Annotated in this window: 18 protein-coding genes and 2 pseudogenes; 7 read left to right on the top strand and 13 right to left on the bottom strand. The window is 70.5% G+C overall.

Features of this window, described 5'->3' with window-relative positions; genetic code table 11:
* Nucleotides 1-16 precede the first annotated feature (16 nt).
* From MOTC310_RS09575 to MOTC310_RS09555, 5 genes and pseudogenes are all read right to left on the bottom strand, one after another.
* On the bottom strand, nt 17-1,384 hold the full coding sequence (locus tag MOTC310_RS09575; RefSeq protein WP_331301606.1) for an MFS transporter: 1,368 nt from the start codon (nt 1,382-1,384) through the stop codon (nt 17-19).
* Nucleotides 1,385-1,497: 113 nt separating this feature from the next.
* A complete protein-coding gene (locus MOTC310_RS09570; RefSeq protein WP_331301605.1) occupies nt 1,498-2,235 on the bottom strand; it encodes an aspartate/glutamate racemase family protein in 738 nt (245 codons plus the stop codon).
* A 132-nt stretch (nt 2,236-2,367) separates the two neighbouring features.
* Entirely contained in the window at nt 2,368-3,867 is a 1,500-nt protein-coding gene (locus tag MOTC310_RS09565) for an NCS1 family nucleobase:cation symporter-1 (RefSeq protein ID WP_331301604.1), read from the bottom strand.
* Nucleotides 3,868-4,126: 259 nt separating this feature from the next.
* Nucleotides 4,127-5,206 (bottom strand): annotated as a pseudogene (gene puuE, locus MOTC310_RS09560) (allantoinase PuuE); the annotation flags it as partial.
* Between the two features lie 575 nt (nt 5,207-5,781).
* The gene (locus MOTC310_RS09555; protein ID WP_331291933.1) at nt 5,782-6,021 is read right to left on the bottom strand and encodes a biotin/lipoyl-containing protein; all 240 of its coding nucleotides are present in this window, start codon (nt 6,019-6,021) and stop codon (nt 5,782-5,784) included.
* A gap of 175 nt (nt 6,022-6,196) precedes the next feature.
* Here MOTC310_RS09555 and MOTC310_RS09550 point away from each other — a divergent pair, with 175 nt between their 5' ends.
* The 3 genes from MOTC310_RS09550 to MOTC310_RS09540 all read left to right on the top strand — a co-directional run bounded on the left by MOTC310_RS09550 (nt 6,197) and on the right by MOTC310_RS09540 (nt 7,281).
* Entirely contained in the window at nt 6,197-6,712 is a 516-nt protein-coding gene (locus MOTC310_RS09550) for a potassium channel family protein (protein ID WP_331301602.1), read from the top strand.
* 85 nt (nt 6,713-6,797) lie between these two features.
* Nucleotides 6,798-7,013, top strand: coding sequence for a hypothetical protein (locus MOTC310_RS09545; protein WP_331291936.1), 216 nt, complete (start codon nt 6,798-6,800; stop codon nt 7,011-7,013).
* 10 nt (nt 7,014-7,023) lie between these two features.
* The gene (locus MOTC310_RS09540; protein WP_331291937.1) at nt 7,024-7,281 is read left to right on the top strand and encodes a hypothetical protein; all 258 of its coding nucleotides are present in this window, start codon (nt 7,024-7,026) and stop codon (nt 7,279-7,281) included.
* A 193-nt stretch (nt 7,282-7,474) separates the two neighbouring features.
* Here MOTC310_RS09540 and fixJ read toward each other — a convergent pair whose 3' ends face one another.
* Nucleotides 7,475-8,083, bottom strand: coding sequence for a response regulator FixJ (gene fixJ / locus MOTC310_RS09535; protein ID WP_331301601.1), 609 nt, complete (start codon nt 8,081-8,083; stop codon nt 7,475-7,477).
* Nucleotides 8,073-9,623 (bottom strand): PAS domain S-box protein, encoded by a 1,551-nt coding sequence (locus tag MOTC310_RS09530; RefSeq protein ID WP_331301600.1) that lies wholly within the window; start codon nt 9,621-9,623, stop codon nt 8,073-8,075. Before MOTC310_RS09530 ends, fixJ begins: the two co-directional genes overlap by 11 nt.
* A 263-nt stretch (nt 9,624-9,886) precedes the next feature.
* On the opposite strand from MOTC310_RS09530, the gene MOTC310_RS09525 reads away from it, so the two are divergent.
* Nucleotides 9,887-10,747 (top strand): universal stress protein, encoded by an 861-nt coding sequence (locus tag MOTC310_RS09525; RefSeq protein ID WP_331291940.1) that lies wholly within the window; start codon nt 9,887-9,889, stop codon nt 10,745-10,747.
* Nucleotides 10,748-10,807: 60 nt separating this feature from the next.
* Entirely contained in the window at nt 10,808-10,975 is a 168-nt protein-coding gene (locus MOTC310_RS09520) for a hypothetical protein (protein WP_331301599.1), read from the top strand.
* Nucleotides 10,976-11,017: 42 nt separating this feature from the next.
* Here MOTC310_RS09520 and MOTC310_RS09515 read toward each other — a convergent pair whose 3' ends face one another.
* The 6 genes and pseudogenes from MOTC310_RS09515 to MOTC310_RS09490 form a co-directional block, all read right to left on the bottom strand.
* Nucleotides 11,018-11,422: a BLUF domain-containing protein gene (locus MOTC310_RS09515; protein ID WP_331301598.1), complete on the bottom strand. Its 405-nt coding sequence runs from the start codon at nt 11,420-11,422 to the stop codon at nt 11,018-11,020.
* A 62-nt stretch (nt 11,423-11,484) separates the two neighbouring features.
* A pseudogene (locus MOTC310_RS09510) lies at nt 11,485-11,807 on the bottom strand (c-type cytochrome).
* Nucleotides 11,807-12,619, bottom strand: coding sequence for a universal stress protein (locus MOTC310_RS09505; RefSeq protein WP_331301597.1), 813 nt, complete (start codon nt 12,617-12,619; stop codon nt 11,807-11,809). Before MOTC310_RS09505 ends, MOTC310_RS09510 begins: the two are co-directional and overlap by 1 nt.
* Before the next feature lie 94 nt (nt 12,620-12,713).
* Nucleotides 12,714-14,636 carry a heavy metal translocating P-type ATPase gene (locus tag MOTC310_RS09500; RefSeq protein WP_331301596.1) on the bottom strand — a complete coding sequence of 641 codons (1,923 nt, stop codon included), beginning with the start codon at nt 14,634-14,636 and terminating at the stop codon, nt 12,714-12,716.
* A gap of 263 nt (nt 14,637-14,899) precedes the next feature.
* On the bottom strand, nt 14,900-17,599 hold the full coding sequence (locus MOTC310_RS09495) for a bifunctional diguanylate cyclase/phosphodiesterase (RefSeq protein ID WP_331301595.1): 2,700 nt from the start codon (nt 17,597-17,599) through the stop codon (nt 14,900-14,902).
* 753 nt (nt 17,600-18,352) lie between these two features.
* The gene (locus tag MOTC310_RS09490) at nt 18,353-19,171 is read right to left on the bottom strand and encodes a universal stress protein (protein ID WP_331301594.1); all 819 of its coding nucleotides are present in this window, start codon (nt 19,169-19,171) and stop codon (nt 18,353-18,355) included.
* Nucleotides 19,172-19,536: 365 nt separating this feature from the next.
* Here MOTC310_RS09490 and mgtA point away from each other — a divergent pair, with 365 nt between their 5' ends.
* A complete protein-coding gene (mgtA, locus tag MOTC310_RS09485; protein WP_419539882.1) occupies nt 19,537-22,191 on the top strand; it encodes a magnesium-translocating P-type ATPase in 2,655 nt (884 codons plus the stop codon).
* 20 nt (nt 22,192-22,211) lie between these two features.
* Nucleotides 22,212-23,393: an aminoglycoside phosphotransferase gene (locus MOTC310_RS09480; RefSeq protein ID WP_331301593.1), complete on the top strand. Its 1,182-nt coding sequence runs from the start codon at nt 22,212-22,214 to the stop codon at nt 23,391-23,393.
* Nucleotides 23,394-23,467 lie beyond the last annotated feature (74 nt).

Below are 23,467 nucleotides of genomic sequence, written 5' to 3'. Positions count from 1 at the left end.
CCTCTCTTGCTTCGGTTCACGCCGGCTCGTGCGCCGCGCGAGCCCGGGCGCGGCGCCCCATCTCCGGCGTCGCCGGCGGAACGAAGGCCAGGATCAGGACGAGCGCCGCGGCCTCGACGGCGGCGACCAGCCACAGGCCGGTCGCGACCGAGCCGGTATGCTCGCGCAGGTAGCCCATCGCCGCCGGCGCCCCGAATCCCGCGAGGTTGGCCACCGAGTTGATCAGCGCGATGCCGGCGGCGGCCGCCGACCCGGCGAGGAAGCGGCCGGGGATCTGCCAGAAGACCGGGATCGCGCTCATGGTGCCGACGATCGCCACCCCGAGCATGATCAGCGCGAGGATCGGGGCGCCCACGATGAAGACACCCGTGAGCGCGATGGCCAGCGCCCCGACGAAGGCCGGGACACCGCAATGCAGCCGCGCCTCGCCGGTCCGGTCCGAGTGGCGGCCGTTGAGGATCATCCCGGCGCCGCCGCAGAGATAGGCCGCCGACATGATCCAGCCGACCGTGAGCGGGTCGGTGAAGCCGGCATCGCGCACCACGCTCGGTCCGAAGAAGGTCAGGGCCGAGTTCGCCGTGACGATGCAGAAGAAGATCGCGATGCATTGCCAGACGCGCGCGTCCTTCAGCGAGGCGAGGACCCGGTGCTCGCGGTGGCCGAGGGCCGCGGTGTCGCGCGCGAGGTCGGCCTCGACCAGCGCCTTCTGCTCCGGCGTCAGCCAGCCGGCCTTGGCGGGCCGGTCGGTCAGGTAGAGCAGCGTGACGAGCCCGGCCAGGATCGACGGGATGCCCTCGAGCAGGAACACCCACTGCCAGCCGGACCAGCCGTTGACGCCGTGCATCCCCGACATGATCGCGCCCGCGAGCGGCCCCCCTATGACGCCCGCCAGCGCCGAGGCCGACATGAACAGCCCGAACACCTTGGCCCGGCGCTCGCTCGGATACCAGTAGGTCAGGAACAGGATGACGCCGGGATAGAATCCAGCCTCGAAGACGCCGAGCAGGAAGCGGAGGACGTAGAAGAACGCCGGCGTGGTCACGAACATCATCGCCACGCAGCAGATCCCCCACAGCAGGGTGATCCGCGCGATCGTCTTGCGGGCGCCGATATGCTCCAGCAGAAGGTTGCTCGGCACCTCGCAGAGGAAGTAGCCGATGAAGAAGATCCCGGCGCCGATGCCGTAGACGGTCTCGCTGAACCGGAGCTCGGCCAGCATCTGCAGCTTGGCGAAGCCGATATTCACCCGATCAATCCAGGACAGGATCCAGAGGACCATCAGGAACGGCAGCAGCCGCCACGTGATCCGCCGGTAGGTGTCGTCCAGACGCGCGGTCGCCGCGATGGCCGGCACGTCGGTCGCGTGGTGCGCCTGGATCGTCATGGCTGGCCCCACATGGCTTGCCCCACATGGCTTGCCCCATCCGGGATGCGGCGTTGGACTCTGAGCGATGCAGGACGGCTGCCAGTCTCGCACCGGCGGCCGCCCGTCCCGTCTCAATCTATAGCTTGGCGCGGCGCGAGCAGCGCTCCGAGCGCGGGGCCGAGACCGACATTGTCCGCGCTGACGGCGGGCGGCCGCCGGTAGGGCGCGGAGGCGGCGGCCAGGACCGCCGTCACCCCCGACGTGACCGAGCAGAGGACCGGGACCGGCACGTGCGGCTGCACGCGGGCGGCGAGGCCGACCAGGGCGGCGCCGCCGAGGATCACCGCCTCGGCGCGATCCTCCTCGGCGCAGGCCCGGCAGGCGGCCGCGAGGTCGCACAGCGCGGCGTCCGGGTCCTTCGCGATCTCGCCGCCGGTGCGCGCGATCGTCCGGATGCCCACGAGGCCGTCACCGACGCCGAGGCCCGCGACGATCTCGCGGAGCATCGGCTTCCACAGGGCCCCGCCGGTCACGATGGCGTAGCGCGCGGCGGCCCGCCGGGCCTCGCGGCACGACGCTTCGAGCATCCCCACGACCGGGACCGGCGAGACCTCCCGCAGGGCCAGCAGGCCGGGATCGCCGAAGCAGGCGAGGAAGACCGCGTCGCAGCCTTGGCCGTGCTCCGCGAAGGCGTCGAGGGCCGCGTGGCCGGCGATGGCCAGGGCCGCCCGGCTGGCGATGTAGGCGGCGCCGAACCGCGCCGTGATCGGGACGAAGGTCGCCGGCGCGCCCGCCATCGTCCCGACCTGCGCGGCCAGGAGGTCGGTCACAGACGTGCTGGTGTTCGGATTGAGCAGCAGGATCCGCATGGCGCCCTCGCGTGGCGGGAGCCGGCCGGATGGCCGGAGACGGGCCGGCACGAGGCCGGCCGGAAGCGGGAATGTCGGGGGAGGCCCGTCGGCGCGGGGCCCCGGACCAGGGCTGGGCCCGGTCACCCCGGTTCAGGCCGGACGGACCGCGCCCGCGGGGCGGCGGCGCATGAGGGCGCTGTAGAGCACGAAGCCGAGGGCGCAGCCGATGAACCACGTGAAGTTCGCCACGCCCTCCAGGCCCGGCAGGATCACGCAGAGCACGGGGATGAGGGCCGAGGGGATCATGGCGGTCACCGCGGCGCGGTTGTAGCCGCCATTGTACCAGTACGTCCCGGCGGGGCTCATCGTGTAGAGGTCGTCGAGGACCACCTTCTGCTTCTTCACGAAGTAGAAATCGGCGATCAGGATCCCGAACAGCGGGCCGATGAAGGCGCCGAGGACGTCGAGCGTGTAGTGGATCACGGCGGGATTGTTGTAGAGGTTCCAGGGCGTGATGAAGATCGAGCCCACGGCCGCGATCATCCCGCCCATCCGCCACGAGATCCGCCGCGGCGACACGTTCGAGAAGTCGAACGCGGGCGAGACGAAGTTCGCGACGATGTTGATCCCGATGGTCGCCGTCATGAAGGTGAAGGCGCCGAGCACGACCGCGAAGGTGCTGTCGATGCGGCTCACCGTCTCCACCGGATCGGTGATCAGGTGGCCGAAGACCGGCACCGTCGCCGAGGCGGTGACGACCGTCAGGAGCGAGAAGCCGAGGAAGTTCACCGGAAGGCCCCAGAAATTGCCCTTCCTCACCGCCTCGAAACTCGCGCCGTAGCGCGAGAAGTCGCCGAAGTTCAGCATCGGCCCGGAGAAGTAGGAGACCACGAGGGCGACGGCGTTGATCATCACCGGCAGGGCGTCCCAGCCGGTGTACCTCACGGTGCCCAGGGTCAGCCCGATCTCGCCGATCCCGGCCTTGGCGACGAGGTACGCCGCGAGCGCGATCATCACGACGTAGACCGCCGGCCCCGCCCAGTCGATGAACACGCGGATCGCGTCCATCCCGCGCCAGAAGACCAGCGCCTGCAGGACCCAGAGCGTCATGAAGGCGGCCCAGCCCAGGCCCGACAGGCCGACGAAGCCGTACTGCTTGAGGTCGGCGTAGACGGCGAGTTCGGGCAGGAAGCGCAGCGCCACCACCGTCAGCGCCGCCGAGGCGAGATAGGTCTGGATGCCGTACCACGCGACCGCGATCAGCCCGCGGATGATCGCCGGGATGTTGGCACCCCTGACGCCGAAGGAGGCGCGGCAGATCACCGGATACGGCGTGCCGGTCTGCTGGCTCGGCTTGGCGACGAGGTTGCAGAAGACCTGGACGATCACGATGCCGACCAGCAGGGCGATCAGCACCTGCCAGCTCACGAGGCCCAGCGAGAACAGGGAGCCGGCGGTCACGTATCCGCCGACGCTGTGCACGTCCGACATCCAGAAGGCGAAGATGTTGTAGGTGCCCCAGGTCTGCTCGCGCAGCGGGGCCAGATCCTCGTTCACGAGATCCGGATCGTAGCTCGGCTTGATGAGGACGGCGTCCCGCTCGTCCGACACGGCCGTGCTGGTGCCGGCGGCCTCGACCTGTGCGTACATGGCGTTTCTCCCAGACTGGCGCAGCCCTGTTGCCGGGCTTTTTCCGTGACCCTGACGGCCTCTCGCGGCCGGTCAAGCAAAACCTGCGACTCTCCGTCTCCTCATCGTGAAAACGCTGCTCGAATACAGACTTCGGCCGAGTTTGGAATTCCGTGTCCCGTCCGCGGCGTCGTCCCTATCCCCCGATGATCGCTTCGAGCCGGCTCCGAGCGGCGGGCGCGGCGTCCGGGACGCAAGCGGCTTCCGCGAGGAGCCGGGCCAGGCCGGACGGGTCGTCCGCCTCGGCGGGGAGGCCGCCCGCGTGGACCCGATCCGCCATCGCCGCGCCCGCTGCGGGCGACGCGCCGGACAGCCCGGCGCAGACCGGGCCGAAGACCTCGCCGAACAGGGCCCGGCCCATGCGGGTCGGACGGTAGCCGCCGCGCGGCGGGTGGGCGGCGATCCAGTGACGGGCGATGTCCAGCCGGGTGGTCACCCAGGCGTCGGGATGATCGCCCACGTAATCGAGGAACCGCTCCAGCGCGGCCATCCGCCCCGGACGCCCGACCAGGCGGCAGTGAAGCCCCACCGACATGATGCCGCCCGATCCCGCCTCGCCCTCGCGGTACAGGACATCGAACGTGTCCTTGAGGTAGCCGAAGAACTGGTCGCCGTTGTTGAAGCCCTGGGCGGTGGCGAACCGCATGTCGTTGGCGTCGAGGGTGTACGGGACGACGAGTTGCTGGCGCCCCCCGATCCGCAGCCAGTAGGGCAGGTCGTCGGCGTAGGAATCGGCGAGGTACAGGAACCCGCCCTCGGCGGCGCCGATGGCCAGCGTGTTCTCGGAGGTCCGTCCCTGGTACAGGCCGAGAGGCCTGCTGCCCGTCAGCGCCGCCTGGATCGCGACGGCCGCGTCGATGTCGGCGCGCTCGGCCTCCGGGCTGTGGTCGCGATAGTCGATCCAGCGGAGGCCGTGGCTGGCGATCTCCCAGCCGGACTCGACCATGGCGGCGACGGCCTCGGGGTTGCGCTGCATCGCGGAGGCGACGCCGAAGACCGTGACCGGGAGGTTGCGCCGCGTGAACGCGCGCCAGAGGCGCCAGAAGCCGGCGCGGGCGCCGTACTCGTAGATCGACTCCATGTTGGCGTGGCGCTTCCCCGGCCAGGGCAGGGCCCCGACGATCTCGGAGAGGAAGGCCTCGGATGCCGCGTCGCCGTGGAGGATGCAGTTCTCGCCGCCCTCCTCGTAGTTGATGACGCACTGGACGGCGACGCGCTTCCCCCCGGGCCAGGCCGGGTCCGGTCGATGCCGACCGTATCCGACCATGTCGCGGGGATAGTCCTGGTCGAGGTCGAACATGGCGTGATCCCTCGTTCCGACGCGAGATAGACGCACGGCCGTCCGGTGGTCCAATATCTTGTTTGGCTTGATTGATAGGTTGCGCGTTTGGATGGCGCGACAAGGGCCGCGGTTCTCCGGGCGACGCCGCGCGGCGCGATGCCGGCCCGTCGCCGGTTTCGGAAGCGTGTGCGTTGTCCGTCGAGAGCGGAGCGGTTCCCGGGCCGCGCGAAGCGCATCCTCTTCACGCCGACCACGCGTGAGGACGGCGACGACCGGACCTGCACGGGCATGGCGATTCAGCTTCGGCCGTCGATGCGCTCGAGCCGACGGAAGTGGCGCTCGGCACCCGGTCGCTCATCGCCGCGAGCGCGTTCAAGAGCGGCCCGTGCCCGCGTTCAGGGCGCGGATCCGGGACTCGCTCGGCTGGCAGCCGCGATCCGGGCTGGAGAAAGCCGGGCACGGGCCACGCGCGCTGCCGGCAGAGTTGCTCGGCGACAGTCCATCCCACCCAAACGCGCTGCCCTTCGACGGACTGCTGTGCCCGCGCCGGGGGGGCGCCAGGACTGGTGCGGAACCGCTGCCGCGGCGAGGTGTCAGGCATGGACCTCGGCGATGATGCAGCCAGGGTCGACAACGTCGTTGACGGACGCGAGGACCGTCAGGCGGCCATCGGCCGGCGTGAGAATGTCGTGCAGCGCCTCGCCGATGCGCACGGCGGCAACGGCCTCGCCGGCCCGCACGCGCGCTCCGTCCGCCACGAACCATCGCTCCAGGATCCCCTCGGGCAGCATGCCCGTCGACCAGAGCTTCTCGGCTACATGCACGTCGGCCATCCTCGCCTCCCGCGTTGGGGCGTCCGTCACAGGGCCCTGCGGCAAGAAAGGGCCGTCCGGTGGATGGCCGCTTTGATCTGGATCACCGGACGGCGTCGGAGCTTCTTGAGCTTGGTCAATGAGACCCGCTCCGCCTCGGGCAGATTCAACGGGGTCACCTGCCCGGTCCAACGCCATGCTCCTCGCCATGATGGCCAGCGTCATCCTCGTCATGTCCACGATCCTGGTGCTCTACGAGACGCTGCGATTGACCTCGGAGCACCTGTCCGAGCTGCCGGTTCCGCCGCGGATCCGCATCCTGGCCGTGGTTCTCATGAGCTTCGTCGGGCACACCGTCGCGGTCTGGATCTACGCCGGTGCCTACTGGCTGCTCGTGCTCAGGCTCGGCGTGGGCGCCTTCGCGGGCGTTCCGGTCGAGACCTTCGAGGACTGCCTGTACTTCTCCGTGGTGGCCTATACCTCCCTCGGGTTCGGTGACCACTTTCCGACCTCGCATACCCGGCTGCTGGCGGGTATCGAGGCGCTCAACGGCCTGCTTCTGATCGGGTGGTCGGCTTCGTTCACCTATCTCGCCATGGAGCGATACTGGCCGCTGCACGGGGCTGCGAACGCGCGCCGGACCGAACGGGCGGCCGGCATCGACGCCGAGCCGGGCCGCGAGCGTCTCTTCCCGCCGACCTCGAAGACCTGAATGCGGCCTCATCCTTGCGCTGGATCAAGGCCGCCGGTCTCCGTCGGCGCCAGGTTGCGCGGTATCACGAAGCCGGAGGCGCAGAATGCGCCAGTACCTCGTGACCTTTCACAAGGTTGTGCCGGACGATAGCGGCCACGACCACTGCGTCCTGCAGCACCACGTCGTCGTTCCTGCCGAGTCCGATGTCTCCGCGGCCTGCGCGGCCAAGGCGGATTTCTGTGAGGCGGCCGGCATCGTCGACTGGCGCCTGCGCGCCGACACCTGCCTGGTCGAGGAACTGACCGGGCTCACGGCATGAGGAGGCACCCATGGGCCATGATCTCACCGACCCCGTTCACTGGCAGGGGCGGCAATGGGCCGTCACCGGCTACGGCATCGAGGCGCTCGACGGCATGTATCACGTGCCGTTCGCCGAGATCCCCGACGCCGAGGCCGAACGTCCGGACTGGTTGGCGGATCTCTGGAACCGGTACGGCACCGACCGCGATGACTTGGCCGCGGCGCTTCGGGTCGCCCGGTCGAAGCTTCGCGAGGCGAAGCCGTCCCTGGCGCGGCCCGCGGCGTGAGGCCCACAGATGCGGGGCCGAGACCTGGCAACGTCCATGCGCGGAGCGCGGCCGTCGGATGGTCCACGACGGAGATGAGGTTCGACGAAGCGAAGCGCGGGGCGTTCCGCCGATGCCGCGGCGTTCAGGGGCTCAGGGCCGCGAGTTCCGGGACAGATCCGGGCTGCCGACCTCGACCTGTCTCAGGGCCGCGTCAGGCGAGGCCGGCCAGGACTGCCCAGCGCACCAGTTCCTGCAGGTTCTCCGCCTCCGTCTTGGCCATCAGCTTGGCCCGGTAGATCTCGACGGTGCGGGGGCTGATCTCGAGCGCGCGTCCGATCTCCTTGCTGGTGCTGCCGGCGACCAACTGGTCCAGCACCTGCCGCTCACGCGCGCTCAGGGTCTCCACGCGCCGGACGAAGTCCTGAAGCCCCGGGTCCTCCGCGGCGGCCGGGCCGCCGCGCTCCAGGGCTGAGCGGAGCGCCTGGAACAGGGTCTCGTCGTCGAACGGCTTCTCGATGAAGTCGCAGGCGCCGAGCTTCATGGCCTCGACCGCGAGCGGCACGTCGCCGTGTCCCGTCATCATGACGACGGGCAGCCTGTACCCGGCACCCCGGAGGCGGCGGAGCAGCTCCAGCCCGTCGATGCCGGGCATGCGAATGTCGGTCAGGACGCAGCCCGTGGCCGGCTTGGCCAGCCGGTTCAGCAGGTCCGATCCGGCCTCGTAGAGCTGCACCGCGAAGCCTTCAGTCCCGAGCAGGAAGGCGACGGAGTCCCGCATGGCGGGATCGTCGTCCACGACGTGCACGAGGTCAGTTGCCATCGAGCCAGTCCTCCTCGCGCGTCGCCTGGAGCGTCAGCCGGAAGGTCGCTCCGCCCGCGCTGTTGCGTTCGACGTTCAGGCGGCCGCCATGCGCCTCGACGATGGTCCGGCAGATCGAGAGCCCGACGCCCATGCCGCTTCTCTTGGTCGTCACGAACGGCTGGAACAACCTGTCGGCGATGGTGTCCGCGATGCCCGGACCTGTGTCGGATACGGCGATCTCGACGGCGTCCGGCCCGACAGGCCTGGCCGCGACGGTGAGTTCGCGACGGTCGCTGTGCTGCATGGCCTCGCGGGCGTTACGCATCAGGTTCACCAGCACCTGCTGCACCTGCACCCGATCGGCCAGGACCGAGCCGACCCGCGAGTCCACGGTGACACGCGCCACGATGCCCTGCTCGCGCGCCCCGACCAGGGCCAGCGCGCTCGCCTCCTCGATCAGCCGCGCGACGGGTTCGGCCCGCTTCTCCGCCTCGCCCCGGGCCACGAACTCGCGCAGGCGCCGGATGATCTGTCCCGCGCGCAACGCCTGCTCGGCGGCCTTGTCGAACACCTCCAGGGCCTTGCTGATGTTCTCGGGATCGGGGCGCGCCAGGAGTCGCTTGCAGCCCTTGGCGTAGTTGCTGATGGCCCCGAGCGGCTGGTTCAGCTCGTGCGCGAGGGTCGACGCCATCTCGCCCATCTCGTTGAGGCGCGACATGTGGACCAGCTCGGACTGGAGTTCGTGAAGGCGCGCCTCGGTGTGATGACGCTCGGTCAGGTCGTTGATGAAGCCGGTGAAGTAGACCTGCTCGCCCGAGCGCATCTCGCCGATGGCGAGTTCCATCGGGAAGGTCGATCCGTCCTGCCTGCGACCGGTCACGACCCTGCTGGTGCCGATGATGTGCCGCTCTCGCGTGCGCCGATAGTTTTCGAGGTAGCCGTCGTGCTCGCCCCGCATCGGTTCGGGCATCAGGATGCGGACGTTCTGTCCGACAGCTTCGCCGGCCGCGTAGCCGAACAGGCGCTCGGCCGCAGCGCTGAACGACTGGATGAGGCCTGCCTCGTCGATGACGATCATGGCCTCGGGCACCGTGTCGAGGATCGAGCGCAGGTGCGCCTCGCGGGCGCGGAGGTCCTGCTCGGCCCGCTTCTGGGCGTCGATGCTCAGGACGACCCCGCGGTGCCGCGCCGGCTGTCCGTCCCCGGCAAGGCTCACCCGTCCGCGGGAGCGCAACCAGCAGACGTGCCCGTCCGGCCGGACAACGCGGTAGTCGACCTCGTAGCTCCCGCCGTCGCGCAAGGCGCGGTGGATCGCCTCGGCACGGGCCGAGCGATCGTCCGGATGCAGCAGCGCCTGGGAAGCCGCGAAGGTGGTCAGCTGCTCGAGCGGAACGCCGAACAGCCGCGCGCAGGTCGGCGAGACGGTGGCCAGACCGGTCGGGATATCCAGCGACCAGATCCCGATGCCCACGTCGTCGAGCGTCTGCCAAAGCTCGTCCTTCACCGCGGTGGCGATACGATTTCGGTCTGCGTCGGGCATGTCGACGGGCTTCGTCATCGGTCGTCTCTGGAAGGTCCAGCGAGCCGCGATGCCGCACGTCGCTCGGGGCCGCGTCCCAAACCCCGAGCGTCAGGCGCTTGTGAAACTACAGCGCTTTCGCAACCTGCAAAAGGCATTCGGCAGCTACGCCTGCGGTTCTCGGGGAGTTCTGCGACCGATGCGCGAGATCATCACGTTCTGAATACGGCCCTTGAGCTGGATCAAGGCCGGCCGGCCGCGACGGGAGGAACCATGCGGGCGGCGCAAATCGGAGATGCTCGATGTCCAGATCCTCCCCATCGCAGATCGCGGGCATCCGCGACGTCCTCGTCGGAACCGCCGTCGAGGGCGAGCGCGAAGAAACCTCGTCGGCCATCGGCTATGGCCTGACCTTGGCCAAGGCTGCCGGCGCCCACCTGACGGTCCAGTCGGCCTCCTGGCGCCTCTCGGGCGACGACGCGTGGGTCGGCGACTTCGACGACGAAGGGGTGTCGGTCATGGACCGCCGCCTCGACGCCCTGGCCCGCTCCATCGCGGAGCGCTCGGCCGGGGACGCGGTCCAGGCCGGGGTGGTCTGCACGACGGAGGTGCCGAGCCTGCCCTATCCGGAGATCGTGAACCGGCTGGCCGGGCGGGCGCGCCTCTACGATCTGACAGTCCTGGATGTCGGGCCGCGGACCTACGACCTGGACCGCGAGATGATCGAGATGGCGCTGTTCCAGAGCGGTCGGCCGGTCATCGCCGTGCCGCCCGGACACGACGTGTTCGCCGCACGGCGGATCATGGTGGCCTGGGATGGCAGCGCCCAGGCCGCGCGCGCCGCCAACGACGCCCTGCCGTTCCTGCGCGCGGCCGACGCGGTGGAGATCGTCTCGGTCGGCACCGAGGCGGAGATTCACGGGGCCGTCCCGGGCGCGGAGTTCGCGCCGCACCTCGCGCGCCACGGAGTCACCGTCAGCGTCAACGACCTGCCGAAGGGCGACAGCGTGGCCGACACGCTTCGCGCGCAAGCCGGTTTGTACCGGGCCGACATGATCGTGATGGGCGCCTACCGGCATTCGCCCACCCGCGAATACTTCTTCGGTGGCGTCACGCGGTCCTTCCTGAGGGGCAGCCCGGCACCGCTCTTTCTCGCCCGCTGAAGCCGGGGGTCCACGATGCTCAAGCGGAGATCCCTACGCAAAGGCGGAGGCGACGAACCCGTGGCGGCCCGCCTCCGCGCCCGCCCGCCGAGCCGATCCGCACCGGCAGAACCGGAAGCCGAGGAGGTGCCGGCTCAGGTGCGGGCTCCGAACCGGGTGGAGCGGCTCGGCCCGCTCAACGAGGAAGAGCTCGCCGCCTTGGAGGTCGGCTGGGGCTTCGTCGAGTGACGGGGCTCTGCCGAAGCCTCAACGGCCCACGAGACCGGCCCGTCAAAGTCCGGCTCGTGCGAGCTCCTCGATGCCGCGAACCAGGCGGCGCAGGTCGGAAGGATGCGGCTGAGCCTGCGCGCGTTCGGTCAGCGCGCTGATCAGGCCGTCGACGTACACGGAGGCGCCGGAATAGGCCAGCGTCCAGTCCGCGAAGCGCCGACGCTCGATGTCATCGTAGAGTAGAACCTCGACGCCCGTATGGCGCACGTCCCGGCGAATACTGTCCATCAGCGCATCCACGCCGGCGCGCGGTCCCTCCAGGATCTGCGCGAACCGGCTTCGCGATGCGACCAGCGCTCCCGTGACTTGGAGTCGGGCGTTCCTGGTCCGCGAGGTCTCGACGATGAGCCGGACGTCGGAAGGACTCGCCAAACTACGGCTGACGTAGAGAAGCGACCCTTCCATGCCACAATCCTCCGATCCGGTTCATCGAAACAGCGACCGCGCGTTCACCTGCGAATCCGGCCTCAAGGCTTCAGGGTCTTGAGATAAGCGGCGAGGTCGTCGGCGTCATCGGGGTCGAGCCGGAAGTCGGGCATGGCCGGATGGCGCCGGTCGACGCCTTCGTTCAGCACGTCCGCGAGGTCGTCGACGGGAAAGCGTTCGGCGAGCCCGCGGAACGGTGGCGCCCGTCGCATCGGGCTCGTGCCCGTCGCGCGGACCGCGTGGCATCGGCTGCAGACCGCGGCGCGATCGCCGCGCCGCGCGCCGCCGCGGCCTCGTGCGCCGCGGCCGGCAGGGCGAGCATGGGGAGCGCGGCGACCGTTCGGAGGAGGCGGCTGCGGAACATCAGTGACACATCAGGCTGCAGATCGGCGAGCGATCGAGGATGTCGCGCGTGACGCCGCCGAACATCCACTCCCGCAGACGGGAGCGCCCGTAGGCCCCCATGACGATCAGGTCCGCGTCCTGCAGCAGGGCGAAGCGCAGGATCTCCGACCCGTCGTCGTCCGAACTCTGCAGCCGGTGCGCGGTGACCTTGGCGCCATGCCGTCCGAGGTGACGGGCCACGTCTTCCGCGCTCCCATCCCGGACGCCCGAACCCGCGGTCGCCACGAACACCTGATCCGCAGCGCGTATGAAGGGCAGCGCGGCCGACACTGCCCGCCGCGCCTCGGGGCTGTCCTTCCAGGCGACGACGATTCGCGCCCCCTTCAGACTGGCGGTCCCGGGCGGTACGACCAGAATCGGTCTGCCACCGTCCATCAGGATGGGTCCGGGTTCGACACCCAGCGGCCCGGGATCCTCGTCGCCCGGTCCGCGACGGCTCACGACGACGAGGTCCGCCGCCCGCGCCTGCTGGACCAGATGCGTGGTCGCGTCGCCGAATTCCGAGCACCAGTCGGTACGAACGCCGTCACCGGCCGCGCGCTCGAAGCTGGTGCGAGCCTGTTCCAGGATGGCGTGAATCTGTGCCTTGTTGCGATCTTCCTGTTCGATGGCGTCGCAGACGTCCCGCACCAAGATGGGTGCGGGTACCGTGTGGGCGGCCGCGCCCGTGAGCGCGGCCCCGAACCGCCGGGCGAGGCCCGCGGCGACGCGTATCCGGTCCGGCGCCCGCTCGCCGAGATCGGCGGAAACGAGGATGTTCGCGTAGTCCATGTCCACCTCCGTCGCCCGTCGTGCCGACGGAGCGAGCCTGTGCTTCGGCAGCCCCGAGGACCTTGATCCATCGCAAGCTCCGCCGCGCGCGGCGTCAGGATGGAACCGGATCGGTCAGCGGGGTCTCGCCGCCGTCCGGTTGGCCGACGAGCACGCGCATGGCGTTGAGGATGACGGCAACGTCGATGAACTCCTGGAGCAGCGCTCCCTGAATGGGCGAGAGCAGGCCCAGCGCCGCCGCGACCATGCCGCCGAGCGAGAGCCCGAGGCCGGCCCACACGCTCTGTAGCGCGATCGCGCGAGCGCGCCTGGCGATCCGGATCGCGGCGGGTAACGGCGCTAGGCTGTCGACCAGCAGGACGACGTCGGCGGCCTCGGCCGCCGCCGCCGCGCCGCGGGCACCGAGGGCCACACCGAGATCGGCCGCCGCCAGGGCGGGCGCGTCGTTGACCCCATCGCCGACCATCATCACCGGCCCGAACCGCTGCTCGGCCGCGACAATCTCGGTCTTGGCCGCCGGGTCGAGGTCGGCGGCGACGGAATCGATGGGGAGCCCCGCGCCGAGCGCCTGCGCGACGTCGCGCCGGTCACCGGTCGCGAGCACCACTCGCGCGATCCCGCACGCACGCAGCCTCACAAGGGTGCTGCCGCCATCCGTTCGGAGCGGATCGGCGAAGTCCAGGATGGCAGCCGGCGCACCGTCGACGGCGACAAGGACCGTCGCTGCGGCTGCCGCGAGGCCTCCTGCCCCGCCCGCCGGCTCGAAGCAGAGCCCCTGCCTCCGCATGAGACCCGCTCCTCCGACGACGACGTGCCGTTCGTCCACTCGGCCGGTCACGCCTTCCCCGGGCATCTCCGTGACGTCCTGCGGCTGCGCGAGCGTCAGTCCGCGCCGGCGCGCTTCCTCGACGAGGGCGCGCGCCACCGGATGACCCGAGGCTTGGTCCAGGGACGCCGCGAGCCGCAGGACCTCCTCCTCGCCGAGGGCGCCGAGAATCCGCGTGGACACGAGCCGGGCGCTGCCGTGGGTCAAGGTGCCGGTCTTGTCGACGACCAGGACGCGGATCTTGGCCAGCGTCTCCAGCGCGCCTCCGCCCTTGATGAGGACGCCGATCTGAGCCGCGCGCGAGAGGCCGGAGACCAGGGCGACGGGCACCGCCAGGATCAGCGGGCACGGCGTGGCGACGACCAGCACGGCGAGCGCCCGCACGGGGTCGCCGGTGGCGAGCCAAGCGCCGCCGGCGAGGAGCAGCGTCAGTCCGAGGAAGGCGAGCCCGTAGCGGTCCGCCAAGCGCGCCATCGGCGCCTTCCGGGCCTGCGCCGCCGCGACGAGCCGGACGATGCCGGCATAGGTGCTCTCGGCCGCGCGCCGATCCGCGATCAAGGCGAACGGCGTGCCGACATTCACCGTGCCGCTCAGCACGGGTTCGTTGACACCGAGGATGGCGGGCAGCGCCTCGCCGGTCAGGCTGGAGCGATCGAGGACGGCACGGCCCGAGGCGACCCGCCCGTCGACGGGCACGACGTCGCCGACGCGGACCAGGATGCGGTCACCCGGGACCAGCTGCGCGAGGGGCACGTCTCGCAGGGCGCCGCCTTCCTCCCGCAGGGCGGTGCGCGGCTGGCGCGCGATCAGCGACGTCATGGTGCGGCCGGCGCGGCCGGCGGCGTAGGCTTCCAGCGACTGGCCGCCGGCATACATCAAAGCGATGACGGCGCCGGCGAGCGGCTGCGACAGGGCAAGAGCACCGCTCATCGAGAGGAGCGCGACGAGGTCGAGCCCGACATCTCCCCGTGCCAAGCTGGTCACGATCTGGGACGCCAGGATGGCGAGCACCAGCAGGGTCGCGAGCGTCCACGCCCAGGCGGCGGCCTCAGGATGCCCGAGCGCCTGTGCCGACAGGCCGGCACAGAGACCAGTCAGCGGCAGGACCGCCAGCCACACCCGCAGTCGCGGCCCCCGACCCGCGACAGCCGGCAATCGTGTCTCGGTCGATTCTACGGCCGCCGCAATCATCGTCGACGTCGATCTCGGCTTTTGGTGCGGCCTCTCTGCACCCAGGTCGATCAGCGGGCTTTGCGCTGGATCAACGCGCTCGTGAAAGCACTCCGAGCCGAACCGGGCCGCACGTGCGGCCGTCAGGGTCGCCCTGAAGCAGTCGCAGATAAAGCTGCGCCCGAGGCGCTTTCACGATCAGCGAGTCCGGGTGCCGCGTACAAGCGCTTCTCTACCGTCGGCGCGCGATACTGCTGCTGCACGCAGACGGATGCACGGCCCGGCTAGGCCACGCGAAGGTCTTTCACGTGAACGACGAGCCCGCGATAGGCGGCAATCGGCTGAGGTTTGCCGCACAAGTAGCCCTGGATCTCCGCGCAGCGGTGCTGCCGCAGAAACGCGAGCTGCTCCTCCGTCTCGATGCCCTCGGCGATCACCGGAATGTCCAGGCTCTCGCCCAGGCTGATGATCGCGCGGACGATCGCGCCACCTTTGCTCGTGACACCGATCTGCCCAACGAACGACCGATCGATCTTGATCTTGTCGAAGGGGAACGCCTGCAAAGTTGCCAGTGACGAGTAACCCGTCCCGAAATCATCCATCGAGATGCGCACGCCGAGCGCCTTCAGGTCGCGCAACATCTCTTGTGACCGGGCCGATCCTTTCAGGAACAGGCTCTCTGTCACCTCGAGTTCGAGGCGATCGGGCGTCAGTCCCGTCTCCTCGAGCACCGAACGGACCGTGCCGCACAGATCGGGTTGTTCGAGCTGCGCGATCGAGAGGTTGACCGCGATGCCGAGCGGCAGGGCCCAGGCCGCTGCCTCGCGGCAGGCCTCGCGCAACACCCACTCGCCGAGCGGGAGGATCAATCCTGTCTCCTCTGCGAGCGGTATGAACTGCGCCGGCGAGATCGGCCCGTGGGCAGGATGTGTCCAGCGCAGGAGCGCCTCGAAGCCGCTCGCACGGCCCGAAGCGACCTCGAACTGGGGCTGGTAGTGCAGTTCGAACTGCGCGGTGCCGATGGCCGCGCGCAGGTCCAGCGCCAATTGGTGCCGTTCGCGCGCCGCCGCATCCATGATCGACTCGAAGAAGCGGTAGATCCCTTTGCCCTCCTTCTTGGCGCGCACGAGCGCCATATCGGAGCCGGAGAGGAGCTTCTCGTAGGTGTCGCCGTCGCGCGGAAACGACGCGATCCCGACGCTGCAGCTGATATCGATCCGCCGCTTGTCGCCCGTGTAGGGCGCGGACAGCGCGTCGATGATGGCCTGTGCGGCCATGGCAGGCGTCTTGAAGCCCCCGAGACCCGTCGCCAGCACGGCGAACTCGTCGCCGCCGAGGCGCGCGGCAAGGCAGCGTTCACCGAGCAACCCGCGCAGGCGCTCGGCAACCTCGATCAGCAGGCGATCTCCGGTGGGGTGCCCGAACAGATCGTTGACCTGCTTGAAGCCGTCCAGGTCGAGACAGAGGAGGGCGACTTCCGCACCCGTCCGGGCGCCGATCGCTAACTCACGTTCGACGACCTCCTCGAACTGGAGGCGGTTGGGAAGCTTGGTCAGAACGTCGTGCCGGGCGAGGAAGCGCAGGCGCTCCTCGCTCCGGCGGCGCTCCGTGACATCCTCGTGCGTGCAGATCCAACCGCCGTCGGGGAGGAGCACACGGAGGATGCCGATGTCGCGGTCGTCGGCCAGGCGAACGACGCCCGTGGATTCCAGGGGGCCGTTCAGCGGTGGAGGGGTCATGACGATGTCCCAGTCCCCGGCCGCGGCTCCCCGTTGTTGCAGCACACATCCGCGCAGCTCCCCGGCTGTCGTTCCGGGCTGCCGGAGGCGATCGGGGATGGCGTAGAGCCCGGCAAAGCGCTCGTTCATGACGACGAGCTGCTCGCTCGCGTCGAACAGACACAGCCCGTGAACCATGTTGTCGAGCGCGACGCCGAAGCGCTCGTAGTGGGCGCGGAGATCGCGCTCACTGCGAACACGTTCCTCGGCGCTCAGAATGCGCCGCTCGGCCCGCGCCTGCCGAAGAAAAAGCAGGAACAGGGCCGCGATGCAGACCACGAGAAGCATCGCCGCGGCAGCGACGGCGAGCGCCTGCCGGCGGAAAAGGGCGAGGCTCTCCTGCTCGGTGCGGCTGATGCTGAGGATGAGGGGATAGCGAGCGAGAGCCCTCGTCGCGATGACGCGCGCTTGGCCGTCGATCGGGCTGACGTTGCGCAGCACGCCGCCCTTCGGGCTTCTGGAGGCGATCAGCGCGGCCCCCGTTGTCGGCAGGATCCTGCCGATCGCGTCCTCTCGCTGGGGCCAGCGAACGAGCAGCATGCCGTCATCGCGGAACATCGAGACCACGGTGTCGTCGGTCGGCGTGATCTCCCGATAAAGGCGTTCGAAATAGCCGAGTTCGACAGCGCCGAGCACGAGGCCGAGGAACGTCCCATCAGGGGCCGAGACCTTGCGTGCCACGTAGATCGTCCATACGCCGTCACCGCGGTTTCGCACGGGTTGACTGACGAAGCGCTGCCGCTGAGGATCGGCGGCGAGCACCTCGAAGTAGTCGCGATCCGCGATGTTGACTTCGGGAATCGGCCAGAAGCGGCTGAAGTTCAGAAGCTTGCCGGTGTGATCGATGATCGTGATCGCGTTGACCTGTGGCAGGGCGGCGATGCGGGTTCTGAGCGCCACGTGCAGTTCGTGCCGGCTCGCGGCCGCGGCGTAGTCTGCGGGAGTCGCGACCTTCGCCTCCGCCATATCCCGAATGACGGCTTCCTGGACCATCTCGATGGCCTGCAGCGACCGATCAGCCTGATCAGCGAGGACTGTCGACAGCCCGATCAAGCCGCGCTCGACGTCCCGCACAGCTTGCTGGTGCATGTCGACGATGAAGATTGTCGCGCTCGCTGCGATCAGCAGAGCCAGTACGACAAACGATGCGACGAGCACCGCGGCTGGTCCGACGGCGAACGCGAGCGGCGAACGAGCTCTCAGCACCGGTATACCGCTCCCTCACGTCGCGCCGCGCTCTGGATAGCTCCTTGATGTAAGGTGTTCGCGGAGTCTTCTATGCAGTCGGTACATCTCACAAGAAACGGCAGGTAGGATGAACCTAAGATTACGGAAACGGAGGATCGCGGCCTGCACGCGGCTGTGGCGTCGCGGCGTTCATCCCCGGCAACGGGCGAGCACCGCACGACCGTGGCGCCCTTGGCTGCCCCTTCCCTGACCGCGCGGAAGCGCCGGAAGTCACGATCGCGGAGGAAGAGGGCGGTGTGAGCGGCTCGGTCGCGTCGCGAACGCCGTCAGCTGCACCGTTCGAACGCCCCGAACCGCGTGAGCCGCGATGTTGCTCTCTCGGCGCCGGGCGGCCCGCACCGGGTCCTCCGGTCAGGCTCTTGGACAGGACGTCACGGCGCGCTCGGCCGTGACCTCGGCGCGGCCACGCACAGGACTCGTCCAGGGCCACGCGGAAGGCGACGCGGCGCGCTGCTACGACCTCGCGATGCGGCGCGGAGCAGCCGAAATGCGGTTCCGCCGCCGATCAGGGCACGATCTCGGGCGCGGCATCCCGCAAGGAATGCCGAGCGGCTCGTTCGCCGGCGGCGCGCCGTCCGGCTCGGTCGCGGGCATACCTGAGGGTTCCGCGAGCGGGGTCTGCCCAGGCTCCGGCGTCCGCGCGGGAGAGGGCAGGGGGAAAGCCGCGGTCGCGATCGCCGGGGTTGCCTGGATCGGCCGCAGGTGTCCCCATCAATGGCTCATCAAGCAGCAGGCCGATGCTTCCGCCAGGAGATCGCGGGTAACCCCGCCGAAGAACCATTCCCGCACGCGGCTGTAGCCGTAGGCGCCGGTCACGATCAGGTCCGCATCGGCCTCGACCGCCGCCCTCTGGAGTTCCTCGGCAGCCGTCCAGCCGGAGGGCGCGATCCGGCGCGGCGTCGCCTTCACATCGTGGAGTGCGAGATACCGGGCGACGTCCGCGATCTCGGCCGCGTCGTCTTCCTCGCCGACCCGCAGCACCTGGACCGTCTCGGCACGCCTGAGCAGCGGCATCGCGTCCGACACCGCCCGGCGCGTCTGCGGCGTGTTCTTCCACCCGATGACGACCCGCTTCGCCTCCACCCGTTCGATGCCGGGCGGGGCGATCAGCACCGGACGGCCCAGCCGCATCAGCGCGTCGCCGAGATCGACCGCCGCACCGAGAGAGACGCCCTCGTTCCTGGCGTAGCGGCCGACGACGACGAGGTCTGCGGCTCGCGCCTGCTGCGCCAGGAATCGCACGGGATGGTCGAGTTCCGACCGCCACTCGATTCGGTCGCTCAGAGACCCGGCATCGCGGAATACCTGCTCGCAGCTCGCGAGTTTGGTAAGGGCGGCCTGGCGGATCTCCTCGATGACCATGCCCATGGGCACGGCCGTCTCGCCGTAACCCCGGGGATAGTCCGGCTGGTAAGCGGCAACGCCGAGGAGCCGCGCTCCGAGGCGATGCGCGAGGTCCGCGGCGAGCCGCACCCGCAACGCGGCGTGGAGGCCGTCGTCAACCGCGACCATGAGGCTGGCATAAGTCATCGGAAGGTCCTGCGACGGGAACGATGAAGTCTGCCCACCGTGCGTCTGCCGCGGGTGCGGAACCTTGATCCATCTCAAGTCCGGCCCGGAGCCCCGAGGGAGCGAGCGGACGAGGTCCTCGAAGGCGACACTCCTGCGGGCGGGCGCATCGGCGGTGACGCGGCCGCTCGCCGGGCGGGCGAAGCCCGATGCGCGCAGCGCCGACGTCCCGCTCGATCGACCGGCCGGGCGCGGCCTCGGCGGCGCCCCTCGGTTGATCTAGCTCAAGGTATCGCGAGGGCCCCTGCAACACAGTTGCGATGGCAACGGTGCCGCCCGCCTCGCGCCTGCGGAGGCAGCGGAGCGGGCCCAGGATCGAGGTCCGGATGATCGTCGCACCGTCCGAGGTAACCCGGTCGCTGTCATGGGTGCAGCGCCTTCGATGGCCGCTCCGCCCGGCGCGCGCCGACAATCACCACGTCCCAGACCCGGTCCCGACTTTCTGGACAGCGACTCCGGAGTCGCTGGCGGCGACGCTCGGCTGCGCGACCGGCGGCCTCTCGACCGAGGAGGCCCGACGCCGCTTGGCCCGATACGGCGCCAATGTCGACGCGCCCGCCGCCGCCGTGACCCATTTCGGTGCGATCCTGCGGCGGATCCTCGAGCCGCTCTCGTTGATCCTCCTGGTGGCCGCACTGGTCTCCGCCGCGTCCGGAGACTGGGTCGACGGCGCGATCATCGCGGCCATTCTCGCGCTGTCGACCGGACTCGACACCGTTCAGGAGGGACACGCGCTCAGGGCCGCGGAGGCCCTGCGCCGCTCGGTCGCCCTCAGGGCGGACGTGCGCCGCGACGGCGTCTATACGACGATTCCGGTGGAGGACGTGGTGCCGGGCGACCTCATCCGCGTCCGGGCCGGCGACATCGTGCCGGCCGACGCCCTCGTCGTCGCGAGCGACGCCTTCACGGCCGCGGAAGCCGCGCTGACCGGCGAGCCCTATCCGGTCGAGAAGCGGCCCGGCGGCGGCGCCGCCGCGAGCCCCGCGGAGGCTTCCAACGCACTGTTCCGCGGCGCGGTGGCGCAGACCGGGGAAGCGGTCGCGCTGGTCGCGGCCACCGGCCGGGACACGGTGTTCGGCGCGGCCGCCGCGGCCCTGGGGGAGGAACCGGAGGCGTCGCCGTTCCAGAGGGACCTGCGCGCGTTCGGTCTGGTCGTCGCCCGGATGACGATCGCCCTCGTCGTCGCGGTCCTGGCCCTCCGCGTCGCCTTCGGCCGCCCCGTTCTCGACTCCCTGCTCTTCTCCGTGGCGCTGGCAGTCGGGCTCACCCCCGAACTTCTGCCGATGATCACCACCGTGACCCTGTCCCGCGGCGCCCTGCGCATGGCCAAGCGGAAGGTGATCGTGAAGCGCCTCGCGGCCATCCACGACCTCGGCGCGATGACGATCCTGTGCACCGACAAGACCGGGACCCTGACCGCCGCGGAGATCGCCCTGAGCCGCAGCCTCGACGGGGTCGGTCGCGACGATCTGCGGGCGTCCCAACTCGCCGCGGTCGCGGCCGATCTCGGCGGCGACCGCGGCTCCCTCGACGCCGCCCTCGTCCGTGCCGCTCCGAACGCCGCCGCCGGGTGGCGGCTCACGGGCCGCCGCGCCTTCGACTTCGCCCGGCGCTCCGGCTCAGTCCGGGCGGAGGGGCCGGAGGGCGCGGTCCTGATCGTGAAGGGCGCGCCGGAGGCGGTGCTGGCGCTCTGCACGCGTCGACGCGCGGGCGACGCCCACTGGCCGATGACGGAGGCGGAGCGCGCGGAGGCGCTCGACCGCGTCCGGGCGCTCGCCCGGGACGGCCTGCGCAGCATCGCGGTGGCCTCGCGCAGCGGCTCGACCGGCGCGGCCGATACGGACGAGGCGGATCTGGTCCTGGAAGGCTTCTGCGCCTTCGCGGACCCGCCCAAGGCGACCGCCGCGGCGGCCGTCGCCCGCCTCGCGGCGGCGGGCGTGCGCGTGAAGATCCTGTCCGGGGACGATCCGGTCGTGGTGCACCGCCTCGCCGGACTCGTCGGCCTCGCGGGCGAGACCACGCTGTCCGGGGCCGAGGTCGCCGTGCTCAGCGACGAGGCTCTCGCCGTGCGCGTGCGCGCGGTCGACGCGTTCGGGCGCCTAACCCCCGACCAGAAGGTGCGGGTGGTGCGCGCGCTCAAGGCCGACGGCGCCGTGGTGGGTTTCCTGGGAGACGGGATCAACGATGCGCCGGCCCTGCGGCAGGCCGATATCGGCCTGTCGGTGGAGGGCGCCACCGGCGTCGCCCAGGCGGCGGCCGACATGATCCTGCTCGCGCCCGACCTGGAGGTCGTGGCCGACGGCGTGGCGGAAGGGCGCCGGACCTTCGCCAACATCCTGAAATACGTCCGCATGGGCGCGAGCTCGAACTTCGGCAACATGCTGTCCATGGCCGCGGCCTCGGTGGCCCTGCCGTTCCTGCCGATGTTGCCGACCCAGATCCTGCTGAACAATCTGCTCTACGACCTCTCCGAGGTCGGCATCCCCTTCGACGGGGTGCGGCCGCAGGCCACCGCCGAGCCGCAGGTCTGGGACATGGGGCGCCTCGTGCGTTTCGCCTCCGTGATGGGCCCCCTGTCGTCCCTGTTCGACCTGCTGACCTTCGCGCTCCTGCTGGTCGTCTTCGGCGCGACGCCGGAGATATTCCGCACGGCCTGGTTCCTGGAATCGATGGCGACGCAGATCCTCGTGATCTTCGTCATCCGCACCGGCGGGCGGCCCTGGCGCGACTGGCCCGGCGCCGCGCTCGCGATCTCTTCGCTCGCCGCCCTCGCGGTCGCCGTCGCGCTGCCGTTCACGCCTGCGGGACCCTGGCTCGGCCTCACGCCGCCGACAGGGCCCGTCCTCCTGGCGATCCTGGCGATCACGGTGACCTATCTGGTCCTGGCCGAGCTGGTGAAACCCTTCGCGCTCGGCGGCCGCGTCGCGCGCGGACCGGGTCCCATCCTGCCGGGACCGCGGCATCGATCCGGATTGGCATGACCCAGCAGCGAGCCGCGCCGATGCCGTACGAAGACCAGAAGCCGGTCGTGACGTTCCTGAAGCAAGCGCTGGCTGCGGCGGGCGCGGCGGAGACCGTCACCACCCACATCTCCCGCCTCTTCCTGGCGGGGGACCGCGTGCTCAAGCTGAAGCGCGCCGTGCGCTTTCCCTATCTCGATTTTTCCACCCCGGAACAGCGCCTTGCCGCCTGCGCGGCCGAGATCGCGCTCAACAGCCGGACCGCGCCGACGCTCTACCGCGGCGTCCGCCGGATCACGCGCGAACCGGATGGCGCCCTGGCCTTCGACGGGGCCGGGGACCTCGTGGACGCCGTCGTGGAGATGCGCCGCTTCCCGGAAGCCGACCTGTTCGACGCGATGGCCCGGGACGGGCGTCTCGAAGCGAACCACATCGCGGTTCTCGCGCAGGCGCTGGCGTCGTTCCATGCCGAGGCGGCGATCGACCGCGAGCGCGGCGGGATCGCCGCCATGGCGGCCCTGGTCGACATGAACGACGCCGCGCTCCGGGCGACCGGCCTCGTCCCGGCGGACGCCGCGGGGGCCCTCGCGGCGCGGTTCCGGGCCGTCCTGGCGCGGAACGGCCCGCTGCTCGAGGCCCGCCGCGCCGCGGGCAAGGTCCGCCGCTGCCACGGCGATCTGACCCTGCGCAACATCTGCCTGTTCGAGGGCAAGCCGACGCCGTTCGACGGGATCGAGTTCAGCGAGACCATCGCGACCATCGATGTGCTCTACGACCTCGCCTTCGTGCTGATGGATCTCTGGCACCGCGAACGCGCCGACCTCGCCAACCTGCTGATGAACCGCTACCTCGACGCCGCGGACGAGGCGGACGGGATCGGCCTGCTGCCGTTCTTCATGGCGACGCGCGCCGTGATCCGCGCCCACGTCACGGCGGCCCAGGCGGAGGGCGCCGACGACGCGCACGTCAAGGTGGCGGAGGCGCGGGCCTATCTCGACCTCGCGCGGGGCCTGCTCGCGGACGCCCCCGCGGCCCTGCTGGCGGTGGGCGGCTTCAGCGGGTCGGGCAAGTCGAGCGCCGCCGCGGCGGCCGCGCCCTGGATCGGGCCGGCACCGGGGGCGCGGATCCTGTCGAGCGACCGGATCCGCAAGCGCCTGCACGGAGTCGGCGCCCTCACGCGCCTGCCGGACGGCACGCGCTGCGAGCGGCTGTTCTCGAGGTGATGGACCGTGATCATCGTGGGCAAGTCCGGGCCGGCGCCGGGACGCGCCGGCGGCCCTGTTACCCGAGTCCCGCC

Origin of the sequence: Methylobacterium oryzae, from assembly GCF_036441375.1 — a bacterium.
Lineage (GTDB): Bacteria > Pseudomonadota > Alphaproteobacteria > Rhizobiales > Beijerinckiaceae > Methylobacterium > Methylobacterium oryzae_A.
This window is presented reverse-complemented; position numbering and strand designations above follow the sequence as displayed.

What these genes read in the sequence shown, in the direction of transcription:
- MOTC310_RS09500 (WP_331301596.1), bottom strand. Translation starts at nt 14,636, where the DNA reads ATGATTGCGGCGGCCGTAGAATCGACCGAGACACGATTGCCGGCTGTC.
- MOTC310_RS09480 (WP_331301593.1), top strand. Translation starts at nt 22,212, where the DNA reads ATGCCGTACGAAGACCAGAAGCCGGTCGTGACGTTCCTGAAGCAAGCG.
- MOTC310_RS09540 (WP_331291937.1), top strand. Translation starts at nt 7,024, where the DNA reads ATGGGCCATGATCTCACCGACCCCGTTCACTGGCAGGGGCGGCAATGG.
- MOTC310_RS09575 (WP_331301606.1), bottom strand. Translation starts at nt 1,384, where the DNA reads ATGACGATCCAGGCGCACCACGCGACCGACGTGCCGGCCATCGCGGCG.
- MOTC310_RS09565 (WP_331301604.1), bottom strand. Translation starts at nt 3,867, where the DNA reads ATGTACGCACAGGTCGAGGCCGCCGGCACCAGCACGGCCGTGTCGGAC.
- MOTC310_RS09555 (WP_331291933.1), bottom strand. Translation starts at nt 6,021, where the DNA reads ATGGCCGACGTGCATGTAGCCGAGAAGCTCTGGTCGACGGGCATGCTG.
- fixJ (WP_331301601.1), bottom strand. Translation starts at nt 8,083, where the DNA reads ATGGCAACTGACCTCGTGCACGTCGTGGACGACGATCCCGCCATGCGG.
- MOTC310_RS09490 (WP_331301594.1), bottom strand. Translation starts at nt 19,171, where the DNA reads ATGACTTATGCCAGCCTCATGGTCGCGGTTGACGACGGCCTCCACGCC.
- MOTC310_RS09530 (WP_331301600.1), bottom strand. Translation starts at nt 9,623, where the DNA reads ATGACGAAGCCCGTCGACATGCCCGACGCAGACCGAAATCGTATCGCC.
- MOTC310_RS09525 (WP_331291940.1), top strand. Translation starts at nt 9,887, where the DNA reads ATGTCCAGATCCTCCCCATCGCAGATCGCGGGCATCCGCGACGTCCTC.
- MOTC310_RS09570 (WP_331301605.1), bottom strand. Translation starts at nt 2,235, where the DNA reads ATGCGGATCCTGCTGCTCAATCCGAACACCAGCACGTCTGTGACCGAC.
- MOTC310_RS09505 (WP_331301597.1), bottom strand. Translation starts at nt 12,619, where the DNA reads ATGGACTACGCGAACATCCTCGTTTCCGCCGATCTCGGCGAGCGGGCG.
- MOTC310_RS09515 (WP_331301598.1), bottom strand. Translation starts at nt 11,422, where the DNA reads ATGGAAGGGTCGCTTCTCTACGTCAGCCGTAGTTTGGCGAGTCCTTCC.
- mgtA (WP_419539882.1), top strand. Translation starts at nt 19,537, where the DNA reads ATGATCGTCGCACCGTCCGAGGTAACCCGGTCGCTGTCATGGGTGCAG.
- MOTC310_RS09545 (WP_331291936.1), top strand. Translation starts at nt 6,798, where the DNA reads ATGCGCCAGTACCTCGTGACCTTTCACAAGGTTGTGCCGGACGATAGC.
- MOTC310_RS09550 (WP_331301602.1), top strand. Translation starts at nt 6,197, where the DNA reads ATGCTCCTCGCCATGATGGCCAGCGTCATCCTCGTCATGTCCACGATC.